The sequence below is a fragment of the Flavobacterium terrae genome (assembly GCF_900142035.1).
GTDB lineage: Bacteria > Bacteroidota > Bacteroidia > Flavobacteriales > Flavobacteriaceae > Flavobacterium > Flavobacterium terrae.
This window is the reverse complement of sequence record NZ_FQZI01000001.1, coordinates 822,422-835,544: the sequence shown is the minus strand read 5'-3', so window position 1 is coordinate 835,544 and position 13,123 is coordinate 822,422. Positions and strand designations below refer to the sequence as shown.

At 30.7% G+C, this 13,123-nt stretch carries 12 protein-coding genes; 1 reads left to right on the top strand and 11 read right to left on the bottom strand.

Features of this window, described 5'->3' with window-relative positions; translation table 11 throughout:
• Positions 1–16: 16 nt before the first annotated feature.
• The 6 genes from BUC09_RS03740 to BUC09_RS03715 form a co-directional block, all read right to left on the bottom strand.
• Positions 17–379: a nuclear transport factor 2 family protein gene (locus BUC09_RS03740; RefSeq protein WP_073308802.1), complete on the bottom strand. Its 363-nt coding sequence runs from the start codon at positions 377–379 to the stop codon at positions 17–19.
• A 42-nt stretch (positions 380–421) separates the two neighbouring features.
• A complete protein-coding gene (locus tag BUC09_RS03735; RefSeq protein ID WP_073308800.1) occupies positions 422–1,321 on the bottom strand; it encodes a pseudouridine synthase in 900 nt (299 codons plus the stop codon).
• A 43-nt stretch (positions 1,322–1,364) separates the two neighbouring features.
• On the bottom strand, positions 1,365–2,021 hold the full coding sequence (locus BUC09_RS03730; protein WP_073308798.1) for a tetratricopeptide repeat protein: 657 nt from the start codon (positions 2,019–2,021) through the stop codon (positions 1,365–1,367).
• Between the two features lie 127 nt (positions 2,022–2,148).
• The gene (locus BUC09_RS03725) at positions 2,149–3,066 is read right to left on the bottom strand and encodes a geranylgeranylglycerol-phosphate geranylgeranyltransferase (RefSeq protein WP_073308796.1); all 918 of its coding nucleotides are present in this window, start codon (positions 3,064–3,066) and stop codon (positions 2,149–2,151) included.
• Between the two features lie 44 nt (positions 3,067–3,110).
• Positions 3,111–4,049: a mevalonate kinase family protein gene (locus tag BUC09_RS03720; RefSeq protein ID WP_073308794.1), complete on the bottom strand. Its 939-nt coding sequence runs from the start codon at positions 4,047–4,049 to the stop codon at positions 3,111–3,113.
• A 47-nt stretch (positions 4,050–4,096) separates the two neighbouring features.
• Positions 4,097–5,176, bottom strand: a complete 1,080-nt coding sequence (locus tag BUC09_RS03715) for a diphosphomevalonate decarboxylase (protein WP_073308791.1) — start codon at positions 5,174–5,176, stop codon at positions 4,097–4,099.
• Between the two features lie 82 nt (positions 5,177–5,258).
• Here BUC09_RS03715 and BUC09_RS03710 point away from each other — a divergent pair, with 82 nt between their 5' ends.
• Positions 5,259–5,741 (top strand): TspO/MBR family protein, encoded by a 483-nt coding sequence (locus BUC09_RS03710; RefSeq protein WP_073308789.1) that lies wholly within the window; start codon positions 5,259–5,261, stop codon positions 5,739–5,741.
• A 141-nt stretch (positions 5,742–5,882) separates the two neighbouring features.
• On the opposite strand, the gene BUC09_RS03705 is transcribed toward BUC09_RS03710, so the two are convergent.
• The 5 genes from BUC09_RS03705 to BUC09_RS03685 form a co-directional block, all read right to left on the bottom strand.
• Positions 5,883–6,986, bottom strand: a complete 1,104-nt coding sequence (locus BUC09_RS03705; protein WP_073308788.1) for a T9SS type A sorting domain-containing protein — start codon at positions 6,984–6,986, stop codon at positions 5,883–5,885.
• Positions 6,987–7,149: 163 nt separating this feature from the next.
• On the bottom strand, positions 7,150–9,726 hold the full coding sequence (locus BUC09_RS03700) for a ligand-binding sensor domain-containing protein (protein ID WP_073308787.1): 2,577 nt from the start codon (positions 9,724–9,726) through the stop codon (positions 7,150–7,152).
• Positions 9,727–9,775: 49 nt separating this feature from the next.
• Positions 9,776–10,993, bottom strand: a complete 1,218-nt coding sequence (locus BUC09_RS03695; RefSeq protein WP_073308786.1) for a BaiN/RdsA family NAD(P)/FAD-dependent oxidoreductase — start codon at positions 10,991–10,993, stop codon at positions 9,776–9,778.
• Complete coding sequence (locus tag BUC09_RS03690) at positions 10,990–11,655, bottom strand: glycerophosphodiester phosphodiesterase (RefSeq protein WP_073308785.1); 666 nt, start codon at positions 11,653–11,655, stop codon at positions 10,990–10,992. Before BUC09_RS03690 ends, BUC09_RS03695 begins: the two co-directional genes overlap by 4 nt.
• Before the next feature lie 64 nt (positions 11,656–11,719).
• Positions 11,720–13,123: an alpha-amylase family glycosyl hydrolase gene (locus BUC09_RS03685; RefSeq protein WP_073308784.1), complete on the bottom strand. Its 1,404-nt coding sequence runs from the start codon at positions 13,121–13,123 to the stop codon at positions 11,720–11,722.

The following is a 13,123-nucleotide window of genomic DNA, read 5'->3' as shown; positions in this document are numbered from 1 at the left end:
TTAAAGGCTTTTTGATTTATCCGTGGTATACTCTAGAAGCTATTATTTTTCCATCTCTGACTTCTAACACTTCTGCTACAAGCATATCTTCTTCTCCATCCACTTGTCTTATGTATTCCATAAAAACGCGATCTGTATTTGCGGTTAAAGATGTTACTTTATAATGTAAACTAGGCAATCTTTCAAATGCATCTTGCCACCACTCTCGCATAGCTTGTTTTCCAATAACTAAACCATTAGTTTCAGGTTGTCTAATTTTTAGTTTAGGGCTAAAATGTTTTGCTTCATCATCATAAAGCGATAATAATTTTTCTAATTCTTTGTTGTTAAAGGCTTCGAACCATCTAAAGGCGATTGACTGTAAATTTTCTGGTGTCATAATTAGTATAAAAAATCCCGAACGTATCGGGATTGTATTTTATTATATATTTTTTAAATTGATTATTTCCTGATCTGTTAAAAAGCGCCAATTTCCTCTTGGCAAATTCTTTTTGGTCAATCCTGCAAAAACAACTCTATCAATTTTTATAGCATTGTATTTAAGATGTTCAAAAATATTACGAACAACTTTTACATTGGCAGTTTTCATTTTTATACCAATTTCAGATTTTGGCTCTCCATCGATATATGAAATTTCTTCAACAAAAATTCTATGATTATCAATCGTTAAACCTGAAGCAATTTTTTCAAGATCTTCAAATTTTAAATTTCTATCTAACGATACTTGATATACTTTTGAAGAACGTTGATTAGGAAGTGTAAATTTTCTAACCATATCAGTATCATTGGTAAACAACAACAATCCTGTTGTGGTTTTATCCATACGTCCTACCGGTTGAAGTTTTGCTTTTGTAGCATTGCGAACCAAATCAAGAACATTATTTGAGTTTACGTCTTCGTCTTTAGAAGTAGTAAATCCTTTTGGCTTGTTTAATAAAACATATTCTTTCTTTTCTGGTGTAAGTGTCGATCCATCGAAATTAACTATATCTCCTGGCTTTACTTTATAACCCATCTCTGTGATTACTTCACCATTTACTTTCACATTACCTGATTGAATATATATATCTGCATCACGACGCGAACAAACGCCTGAGTTTGAAATGTATTTATTTAAACGTATATCGTCAGATTTTTCAGTTTTTGCTGCTTTAGGCTTACTTACTGTCGGTTTAGGTTTAGAAAATCCTGCTTTTGAGTTGTCTTTCTTAAAACCATCTTTTGCTGCTGCGCTAGGTCTTTTCCCTCCTGTATTTGATTTCCCCCCAGAATTTGATTTTCCTGTTGTACTTCGTTTACTATTACCTCTTCCGTTATTCATCTTTCAATATTTTTTGCAAAGATAGGAAATTAAGGTTTTAGAATTACTTTCTTCTTACTTGATAAGGATACATCTCGTAAACAGCATTATCTTCATTCATTTTATACCCTTTTTCATAATCTTGAGAACCTTCATCCATAACCTTTACTGCTTCTTCTTTTTTTCCAAGTTTATATAAACAGAGTCCTTTGTATGTTTTAACATCGGAAAAATTAGGATAATTTTTTAAAGCTCTATCAAACTCTACAATTGCATCTTGATACCTTCCTTGCTCGTATTTTGATATCCCTAAATAGAATAAGGCAGAATAATGCACCCAAGTTTCACCATTTTTCTTTAGCATTTCATCCACATAATTCTGAAGTAACTTTTCTGCTTTTTCGAATTCTGTTAATTGTAGATAACTAAATGCCATGTAGAAATCAAAAGTATGATCCATAACATACCCGTTGCCAAATTTCTTTTTACAATCTTCAAAATCAGCTATTGCATCTTTATAGGTTTTTGCAAAAATACATTTAATAAAGGCTCTGTAAGGTTGCCATCTTTCAGGATTATATAACACAGCCTTGTCAATATACTGCATCCCTACTTCATACTTTCTTTCTTTAAAATACGGCATTGCTTTTTGCTGCCACAAATAGGCTATTGTACTGTCTTTCTTAAGACCTGCATCAATACAATCTTGCCATTCTTTCATTTGAAAAGTATAATTGTACCTGTGTGCACAATTTGTTAAATGTTATCTATTATTTTATTTTGCAAATCATTTTTCCCTTCATTTTGACCATAAAAAATGAAAGGAGCTAAAAGAAAAAAGAAAAATCTCACATACGCAGTACAGCTTTGCCGTGAATTAAAACAATTGGATTTATTAAAACAATACAAAAAACTCCAGCCACGATAAGCACTTTTAAAGTATTGTGAAGAAGAACATAATTTTCATGCAGATTAGATTGCCACAATTTGAATAAAAATCCAATTAAAAACAAAAAGGTCAAATAAAAATATATATCCATGTAGCCTACATCAAATTTTTCAATTAAAATGTAAACAGGAATTACTGTTGAAATAGTTAAAATCGTAATTACTTGTTTCGAAATTTTCTCACCAAATCGAACAGGAATTGTTTGGTAATCATTAGCTATATCTCCTTTCAAATTTTCAAGATCTTTAATCATTTCTCGAATTAAAATCAAGAGAAATAAAAAAGTAGCGTGAGCAAAAATTACATGATAAAAGTTTTTGAAATACAGTAAAATTCCAAAGAAAGGAAGCACTGCTAATAAGGAAGCCGTAAGGTTTCCTATTATTGGATACTTTTTGAGTTTGTGTGAGTAAAACCAAATCAAGAAGATATATACTGCAAAAAATAAAGCTGCTCTAAAGGAAATTATAAATGCTAAAGCTGTAGCTAAGAAATTCAATGCAAAATACACTTGAAGTTTTGTTTTTTGGCTCACCAATCTGTCCAACATCGATTTATTAGGTCGATTGATTAAATCTTTTTCAGAATCGTAAAAATTATTGATAATATATCCCGAAGCAATGGTTAAGGTTGACACAAACACCAAAATAAATAGTCGCCAATCCAAAATTACATCTAATGCTCTTCGTTCAGGAGCCAATATAAAAATGGATGATAAATATTGTGCTAAAGCAATGATGGGAATATTATAACCACGCACCACAGAAAACAAACTGAGAATTTTCATCAGTAATAATTTTGTTTTCCTTGTAAGCATGATTTAAAGAGATTTGAAAGTGTTTACACCTTCGAAAATAAAAATTAAAACTGATAAACCACTTCCAGTTTATAATCTTTTAACGATTCTTTAGCTTTTGCAAAGTCTTGTGCAAATCCAAGAATATAGCCTCCGCCTCCAGATCCACACAATTTTAAATAATAATCATTAGTATCGATACCACGTTGCCAAACTTGGTGAAAATGTTCAGGTATCATTGGTTTAAAATTATTTAAAACAACTTTTGAAAGTTTCTTAGTATTTGAGAAAAGTGACTTTACATCTCCATGTAAAAAGTTTTCTACACAAGCATCGGTATATTTTATAAATTGAGATTTAAGCATTTTACGGAAACCTTCTTCTTTTAGATTTTCCATAAAAATACTCACCATAGGTGCTGTTTCTCCAACCATACCAGAATCAAGTAAAAACACCGCCCCTTTTCCGTTAGCACTTTGCGTTGGAATTCCAGTAGCTTCGATATTATCTTGTGAATTGATTAAAATTGGAATACTTAAATAGCTATTTAAAGGATCTAACCCTGAACTTTTTCCATGAAAAAAAGATTCCATTTGTGAAAAAATTGCTTTTAACTGCAATAATTTTTCACGAGTTAAATTTTCAAGAACAGTTATTTTATTATTTGCGTACTTATCATAAATAGCAGCTACTAAAGCACCACTACTACCTACTCCGTATCCTTGTGGAATACTTGAATCGAAATACATTCCGTTTACTACATCAGCTTTTAAAGCTTCCATGTTAAAAGTTACCAATTCTGATTGCTCAGACTGTAATTCTTCTAAATAAACAGCAAATTTTTTCAAACTTTCATTTGACTTTACCGCTTCTAATGAAGGATTCTCCTCGATTTTTAAAGCTCCATTGTAAAAATTGTAAGGAATTGCAAGACCCTTCGAGTCTTTTATAATTCCGTATTCACCGAAAAGTAAAATTTTTGAGTAAAATAGAGGTCCTTTCATAGGGTTAATTGTTTACGGTATTCTGTTTACAATGATAAAGATACAAATTAAATTGATATGGAACCATGTCCAATTTCGTCGCAAATATATTGACCATTTTGACAATATTCAACTAATTCTTTCTTAATAAATTCTAAAACTTTTTCTTTAACATTTTGAGGATATAAAACGTGAACATTAGCCCCTGCATCAAGTGTAAAGCACACTGGAGTTTGTGTTTCATTTCTGAATTTCCAAATTTTATTTATTATTTCTAAAGTATTAGGTTTCATCAAAATAAAATAAGGCATTGAAGTCATCATCATTGCATGCAATGTTAATGCTTCGCTTTCAACAATTTTGAGAAAGCCTTCAAGATCTCCATTTTCTAAAATTGCTTTAATTTTAGAAAGGTTTTCATGAGCCTGGTCAAAACGTTTTTCAGCAAAAGGATGTCCAAACATTAAATCATGACCTACGGTACTTGACACTTGTTTTTCTCCTTTGTCTACCAACAAAATCGTATCTTGAAAATTTTTGAAATTTTCATGTATTCCAAAAAATTCAACTCCAAACAAGTTTGAACTTCCTGCAATTTCATTGTGCTCTCCCCAAACGACCACTTGACCTTTTACGCTTCGGCATGCACTTCCAGAACCCAATCGCGCCAATAAAGAAGCTTTTTGATAGAAATATTCATCAGTCATTACAGGATTTAGAACTTTTTCTAAACTCATAATATTCATCGCTAAAGCCGCCATACCTGAAGCTGAAGAAGCAATACCAGAACTATGAGGAAAAGTATTTTCGGTATCGATAGTGAAATGAAAATCTTTTAAATATGGGCAATATTCAAAAATACGCTCAAAAAATTTCTGAATTTTAGGTTTAAAATCTTCTTTGGGTTTGCCTTCAAATAACAAATCAAATGAAAAATTACCATCATTTACTTTTTTAGCAAAAGCCATTTTAGTAATGGTTTTACAGTTATTTAGTGTAAAACTAATTGAAGGATTAGCTGGGATTTGCTTATCCTTTTTTCCCCAATATTTAACTAACGCAATATTACTTGGCGCACTCCACTGAAAATTTCCATTTTCAATAGACGATATATAATTAGAAGCTATAAAATCTTTTTCAGAAATCATTGATTATGAAATTTTGGCAAAGATACTTTTTTTGTTTAGGATTGTTTATTTTTACTGTGAAACAATTTAAACAAAAGAGATTTTGAAAAACAACAATTGGATTAAGATAGTAATATCAGTAGTTATTTGTCTTTTAATTGGATTTCTATCTAGTATACCTACTCGTGAGAGCATTTTAAATTGGTACCCAACATTAAACAAACCTTTTTTTAATCCTCCAAATTGGATTTTTGCACCTGTTTGGACAATATTATACATCATGATGGGAATTTCTTTAGGTATAGTTTGGTCAAAACACACAAAAGAAAATGCCATTACAAAAAATGCAATCTGGTTATTTGTTTTCCAATTATTACTAAATGCATTATGGTCGTTGCTGTTTTTTGGCATGAAAAACCCATTCTTGGCTTTTATAGAAATTATATTGTTATGGTTAGTCATTTTTGAAACCATAAAAACATTTAAAAAAGTTGATTCAGTAGCTTGGAAACTATTAGTACTGTATTTAGCGTGGGTTAGTTTTGCAACAATTCTAAATGGAAGTATTTGGTATTTGAATCGATAATATTAAAAATTACAATTATAAAATATCACTTACAAAACACAAAGACCTAATTGAGTTTACCTATAAAAATCAAATAAAAAGAGGTTCTTAAAGAACCTCCTTCTCCCTTGAAAAATAAAAAGCTTTATTCTTTTTAAAAAATTATTCTTTTACAAGTTTTTCTTTTCTTACACCTTGATCAGTTACGATTTCAAGCACATAAATTCCTTTTCTCAAATCAGTTACATCAATGGTTTGTTCAGAAGTTGCTTTTTTAAATTCTTGTTTCTTTTGAATTCCGTTTGAAAAATCAAGTATTGAAACAGCAATGATTTTTTCTTCATTTTCTAATTTAATATTTACTATGTCTTTTGCTGGATTAGGATAAACCACTGAAGAAGTTTTCAACTTAATTGGGTCATTAGGCCATGGATCAAGCTTATTCAAACATGATTTAAATGTTTTTGTCCAAGAATAATCAGTCCATCCGTAAGCCCCATTTGGAATGTCATAAACTAAATTTTGCCCTGTAATTGTTGCACTTCTATACACCATTGAAACCGTATAAGTGGTGTTAGTATTACAATCGTAAAAACCTGAAGGATTTATGATAGTATTGTTTGGTAAATTAATGTTATTACTTAAGGCTGTTAATTTTGTATCTGCTTGTGAACAAGTACCCGCTGTATTAACAACACTCAAGTACAATTTGCTAGCATTTGTATAACTTCCTGTTGCGTTAAATCCAATGTAACCATTATATAAATTGTCTTTATTCTTTTTACAGAATGCACTTATAGACAACGACAGTGAAGGATCTGCTTCTTTTACAACTGTAACATTAATATATTTAGTTGCTATTAATTGAGATGGTAAACCACCACCACTAGCACAATAAACCTTCATAACATAACTTGTTGTCCCTAATGGCATACTTGAACTAGGAATACTAACCCCATTACTGTTTGTAGAATTAGAAACATAAGTTCCGTCTGTTTTATGTAAAGTAATAGATTTAAAATATCCAGGACCACAACTAAAAATAGTATTGTACCCTATACTAAAAGTTCCCACCATACTTGATTGATAGAACGGAATAGTAAATGTGTAATTTGTTGTAGAACCTGAAATTACAGCACCACTTGTGGCTACTGCATTAGTGTTGTTTCCATAAGTTAATGTTTGAGCCTCTGATTTGAACGAATTCAATGAAAGCAAACCAACAGCTAATAAAAGTTTGGTTGTTTTTAAAATAGTTTTTTTCATTTTAGTTTGATTTGAAATTTGAGACAAAACTATTTACTCAAATCAATCTAAAAGCAATAAATACATAAGTTTGTGACGAACACCCTATGAAATAGTGACGAAAAATATTTAATTGAAACTAAAATAAAATTCTTACAAAAATTTTCAAGTGTGAATACAGTTTTTAAAACACAATTTTATCCAACTCTTCAATAAAAGTCTCCCCAACGGGAATCTCTATTTGATTTACAAAAACAGATTTTTTTGTTTTTTGCTCTACTTTGTCTATTCTTACAATGTAAGATCTGTGCAATCTCAAAAACTCTAATGAATCGGGAATTTCATATATAAACTGACTAATCTTAGCTCTTACAGTATACGTTTTATTATTTGTAACAACATCTATGTAATTTCCTGATGACTTTACAAATAATATCTCTGAAGTATTAACCCTTATTTCTTTACCTGATTCTTTAAAAGTATAGTATTTCTCATTTCTTTTAATTTTTCTTAACCATAGCCTCAGAATTTCACGAACGATATCCTTATTATAAGTCAAAACCTTGATTCTGAAAAAAACATAAATTAAACCTATCATAAGAATTACAACAGCTATAACAAACCAGTACGTTTCCCAAAAAGGTGGATTAATAGTAAATGGAACAATCAACTTTTCTCTAGACAATAACCTTCCCCCTTCAATTATTTCAACAATAAGTTTATAATTCCCAGCTGGTAAAAATTCATAAGACAACTTTCTTTCTTTCGTATATTTCCACGATTTATCCAATCCCTCTAACTTATATCTATAGAGTAAACCTTTGTTATCAGAAAAAGAAACTGCATCAATAAAAAAATCTAGTTGATTTTCATCATATTTTAAATTTAGTTCATTCAAAAAATGATCCATGATAACGTTATTAATAGCAAGCTTTTTTAGTTTCAAAAAATACTTTTTTGATGCAAAATTCTTGTCGAATTGAGATTTAGAAATTACAGACAAGCCTTTTGAAGTTCCTACATAAATTGTATCTCTAATTACCTCAACATCTTTTATTTGATTACCTAGCAAACCATTAGAAGAAGTTATATAATCTATTTTAAATTGACCGTTTTTTAGAAATTGTATCCTATTGAGTCCATAATTGGTACAAGCCCAGATAGTCTTGTCATTTTCAACATAAACCTCAGTAACTAAATCATTTGACAATCCTTTTTCCTTATTAATTTCAATAACTTTATTATTCTGCGGATTATAAACTAAGACTCCTTTACCTAGGGTCGCCATAACAAAAACTCCTGACGATTTTATATAATCTAAATCGTCTATTCTGCAATTAAGTTGAGGCGTATTTTTTTGATAGATTTTATTTTTTTCAAAAATCCTCAAACCATCTATAGTCGCTAAATAAAATTGATTATTATTAAATGAAATATCGTGTATTCTAAAATTCAAAGTATCAGATTTAATTTTAGAATTATCAAACACCGAATAAATACCAAATTGTGAAAAAATCAAAGCGTTAGGATTATCATCTGATATTTTCAAAACACCCCGAAAATTTTTATTCTGATACCCTTTTGAACTAAAGAGTTTGTTATCTGTATAAAAAAAGACCTCGTTTTCTTTCTCAAAAAACTGAACATGTGCTTGAGTATTTATTAATCCCTTATGAAGTCTTGTAAAATTTCCAACATTAATTTTTTTATAAATATCTCCATTAATTGTACCTACATACAGATTACCAGAAAAATCACTAGTTAAAGAATTAACACCAGAATTCCCAAACGTATAAGTCTCATTCTGGTTTGATGGTAAATAAAAAACCCCAGCATCTATAGTGGTCACCCATAACCCGCCAAAACAATCTTTAAATAACTTAGATGGAGAATGATCTTCTAGGAAGCAATTTTTAAGATTTCCATCAAAATCAAATACTTTTACTCCTTTACCTCTAAACCCTACCCAAAAAAGGTTTTTATCATAAAATCCAGCTTCAAGAGGTTCGTGATTTTTAAAACCGATCTTCTTTAAAGGTTTGTTTTTTTTATGCAAGAAAACGCAACTATCTGTGACTACAAGTTTAATTTCAGATGCTATTGAGACTATCCCTCTATGCATTGCATAACAATAAGGTTGCAAAAAGCTATTGGGTTTATTTGAAAGATAATTAATCTCCTGTTTAGCATTAATCTTTTTTGTTTGGATAAATTTAGGAGTCTTATCTACTATCACATTCCCTTTTTTATCCAATTTTCTACCTTTTATTGTTGTGACAACTCCTTGTTTATCTATTTTTAATAAAACATCGTGATTAGAAACATATACTTCTCCCTTTGAATTTACAGCAATACTTTTTAAAAAAAAGGCCGAAAATCCATTCTTTTTTAGATAATCAGCAAATGCTTGATTATATTTATAAGGATAGAATTTACTCTCACCGTTTTTAAAATAAAAAATTTTCTTACTGAATGTGGAGCACCAAACGGTGCCATTTTCCTGAGGGAAAAAATCGAATACAGAGATATCTGTCAATCCGTCTTTAGGTTCAAATTTTACAAATTCATAACCATTATATTGCGCTATACCTCTATCTGTGGCAAACCAAATAAAGCCATTTACATCCTGAAAAGAATCATAGACTTCATTGCTAGGTAAGCCATTTTCTTGAGTGAAATTTTCAAAGTTCTTCTTCTGAGCATTCCCATTAACAGAGAAAAACAAACAGAGAAAAACAATAAAATAATTTTTGAGGTACATTAATTTTATAGGTTTTTACATACAAAAATATAAAAGCCTACTTATTTACCTAGCTATTTGAAAAAGATTGCGCTATAATAAATCCACCTGTCCATGCATTCTGAAAATTAAATCCACCTGTAATAGCGTCTATATTTAGAATTTCGCCAGCAAAAAACAAATTAGAATGTAATTTACTTTCCATAGTTTTAAAATTGATTTGTTTTAAATCGATTCCGCCTGCTGTAACAAATTCTTCTTTAAACGTACTTTTCCCGTTCACTTGAAATTGACCATTGGTTAATTGGTTTACCAAGTCGGTCATTTGTTTTTTAGAGATATCTGCCCATTTTACCTCTGAATTGATTCCAGAAGCAAAAAGCAAACTTTCCCATAATCGCTTTGGAAACTCAAAAGGGCAAAATTTAGAGACTAGTTTCTTAGCATTTTCTTCTTTAATTTCTTTTAGATCTTCTAGAACTGTTTCAAAATCTAAATCGTTCAACCAATTGACTTGTAAAGTAAACTGATAATTTTTATCAAATAACTCTCTAGCACCCCAAGCAGAAAGTCTTAAAATTCCGGGTCCGCTCATACCCCAATGAGTAATTAATAAGGGCCCAGAAGCTTTAAGCTTAGAGTCCTTCACTTTTACAGAGGCAAAAGCAGAAACACCCATTAAATCTTTGATCCGATTGTCTTTGATATTGAATGTGAAAAGCGAAGGCACTGGTGAGACAATTGAATGCCCTAAATTTTGCATCATTTCCCACATTTTAGGGTTACTACCCGTAGTCATAATCAGTTTATCACATTTGAATGACTGTTGATTGGTTTCTAACTTCCAATAATTTTCACCCTTAAAAATATCCTGAACACTTTGACCTGTAAGTATGTCTATCCCAAGTTTTTTAGCAGTATTTAAAAAACAATCAATTATAGTTTGTGAAGAATCGGTTACGGGAAACATTCTTCCATCATCTTCAATTTTAAGTTCGACTCCATGTCTTTCAAACCATTCGATTGTATCGCCCGAACAAAACTGATGAAATGGACCACGAAGTTCTTTTTCGCCACGCGGATAAAATTTAACTAAATCGTTAGGAATAAAACAAGCATGTGTTACATTACAGCGCCCACCACCTGAAACACGCACTTTTGAAAGTACTTCTTTTCCTCTTTCAAGAATAGCTACTTTAAGTTTGGGATTACTTTCAACGATATTAATAGCTGTAAAAAAACCTGCGGCACCACCACCCACAACAATTATATCATAATTTGAAATCATAGTCTATCAGGATAATCAGAAATTATGGCGTCTACGCCTAAATTTTTGACAAAGGTAATATCTTCGGGGTGATTTACTGTCCAAGTATGAATTTTAAATTGACTGGCATGTGCTTTTTGAACAAACTCTTTAGTAAGAGATTTGTAATTTGGGTTAATTGAAAAAGCCTTCATTTCTTTTGCAAATTGAAAAGCAGCTTCTAAATCATCTTCTATTAAAACTCCAATTTTGATTTTTGGTTCCAAAGCTTTAACTAATCTTAAAATTTCCCAATCAAAACTTGACACAACAATGTTTCTATAAAGTAAATCACTATTAAGCGTAAAATTTTCAATCAAGAGAACTGTAGGATGTGTAGCTTTTTTATCCTTAATCTCAATATTGATGAATTTATTTTTAGGTACCCAATGAAGAACTTTATTTAATGTAGGCACATCTCCTAAACGCCATAACTCCTCCGAAGTGAAATGACGTACAACACCTGATGCATTTGCAATAGTTCTATCTACCGTTTTATCGTGAATTACCACCACTTCACCATCTTCAGATAAATGAACATCAAGTTCAATCCCATCTGCTCCCAGTAAAAAAGCCTCACCAAACGAATCTAAAGTATTTTCGGCGACGTAGCCCTTTGCGCCTCTATGACCAATTCTTAGCATGCTTAAATATACAAAAAAAGCGCAAATTTGTTAAAATTTGCGCCCTTCTCAATAAAAACACCATTTAGTTAGCCAAAATTATATATTGCCAAGGTTTAAGTTCAAGTTGTTGATCCTTAACCAAGACCATTTCTTGATTATTCATGTAATCTTTATAGTTTCCTTCAGTTTGAATTTTTACATTCTGATTATCCTTAGTTAGATTAGCAATGTAGATTACTTTTTTACCTTCATTTTCTCTCTCAAATGCTAAAATTTTATCATCTAAAGATGTTTGAATTCTTCTATAAGATGCTGGATTTTTACCTCCTTTTAAAGCTGGATTTTCAACTTTTAATTTACCCAATTTCTCATAAACAGTCATCATATGACCAACTGAGTGAGGAATAGTATCTTTTTCGAAAAATCGTAATCTTTTATTTAAATCATATTCCTGACCGTTGTAAATAAGTGGCATCCCCGGCATTGTATATGTCAAAGCCGCAAAAGTTTCTACTGCATCACCCATACGCTCGTACTCAGTTCCATTCCAAGAATTTTCATCATGATTAGATGTGAAATTCATGTATATGTCATCAGGCTGAAGAGTTTTGCTTATTTTTTCAATGTATGTATCAAAATCTTTTACTGTTTTTTTACCTTGAGCTATTCCGTTTAAAATATGATGACCTTCCCATGCGTATTGCATGTCAAAAGCTTTTTTCATCAACTCAGGCTTTTCAGCTTCTGCCAACATAAAAACAGGCTTTATTTTATTCAATTCAACTGTTGCATTCTCCCAAAAATCTGTTGGTACTTCAGCTGCAACATCACATCGAAAACCATCTATATTGAATTCTTTTATCCAATATTTCATATCGTCGATCATTGCTTTTCTAAGATTAGGGTTTTTATAATCCAATTCAGCAACATCAGTCCAATCAAAAGGGGCTATCATTTTACCATCTTTATCATGTGTATAATAATCATTGTGCATAGTTACCCAAGGATGATCCCAAGCTGTATGATTGGCTACCCAGTCTAAAATGACATAAATCCCATTTTGATGAGCTGTTTTAACTAATTTTTGAAAATCTTCTTTGGTACCATAATTTGAATTTATACTTCTATAGTCTTTAACTGAATAATGACTTCCTAAATATTTTTGTTTTTCAATAGAATCTGTAATTTGCTCAATAGAAACATCTCCTTTTGCTTTTCGGTTTTTGTATCCAATTTCATGAATGGGCATTAGCCAAAGAACTTTAACCCCTAACTTTTTTAATTTAGGAATATCTCGTGTAAATGCATTAAAAGTTCCCTCTGGTGAATATTGACGGATGTTTGCTTCGTAAATAATGGCATTATCTACTAATGATTGCGAAACTGCTTCAATATCAAGTTTTGAAGTCTCAGTTTTCGCTTCCTGTTCTTTTTTGCAACTTACTAGAGATGTAAGTACCAATGCGCTAAAAACAATTTTTTTCAT

What these genes read in the sequence shown, in the direction of transcription:
- BUC09_RS03740 (WP_073308802.1), bottom strand. Translation starts at nt 379, where the DNA reads ATGACACCAGAAAATTTACAGTCAATCGCCTTTAGATGGTTCGAAGCC.
- BUC09_RS03735 (WP_073308800.1), bottom strand. Translation starts at nt 1,321, where the DNA reads ATGAATAACGGAAGAGGTAATAGTAAACGAAGTACAACAGGAAAATCA.
- BUC09_RS03730 (WP_073308798.1), bottom strand. Translation starts at nt 2,021, where the DNA reads ATGAAAGAATGGCAAGATTGTATTGATGCAGGTCTTAAGAAAGACAGT.
- BUC09_RS03725 (WP_073308796.1), bottom strand. Translation starts at nt 3,066, where the DNA reads ATGCTTACAAGGAAAACAAAATTATTACTGATGAAAATTCTCAGTTTG.
- BUC09_RS03720 (WP_073308794.1), bottom strand. Translation starts at nt 4,049, where the DNA reads ATGAAAGGACCTCTATTTTACTCAAAAATTTTACTTTTCGGTGAATAC.
- BUC09_RS03715 (WP_073308791.1), bottom strand. Translation starts at nt 5,176, where the DNA reads ATGATTTCTGAAAAAGATTTTATAGCTTCTAATTATATATCGTCTATT.
- BUC09_RS03705 (WP_073308788.1), bottom strand. Translation starts at nt 6,986, where the DNA reads ATGAAAAAAACTATTTTAAAAACAACCAAACTTTTATTAGCTGTTGGT.
- BUC09_RS03700 (WP_073308787.1), bottom strand. Translation starts at nt 9,726, where the DNA reads ATGTACCTCAAAAATTATTTTATTGTTTTTCTCTGTTTGTTTTTCTCT.
- BUC09_RS03695 (WP_073308786.1), bottom strand. Translation starts at nt 10,993, where the DNA reads ATGATTTCAAATTATGATATAATTGTTGTGGGTGGTGGTGCCGCAGGT.
- BUC09_RS03690 (WP_073308785.1), bottom strand. Translation starts at nt 11,655, where the DNA reads ATGCTAAGAATTGGTCATAGAGGCGCAAAGGGCTACGTCGCCGAAAAT.
- BUC09_RS03685 (WP_073308784.1), bottom strand. Translation starts at nt 13,123, where the DNA reads ATGAAAAAAATTGTTTTTAGCGCATTGGTACTTACATCTCTAGTAAGT.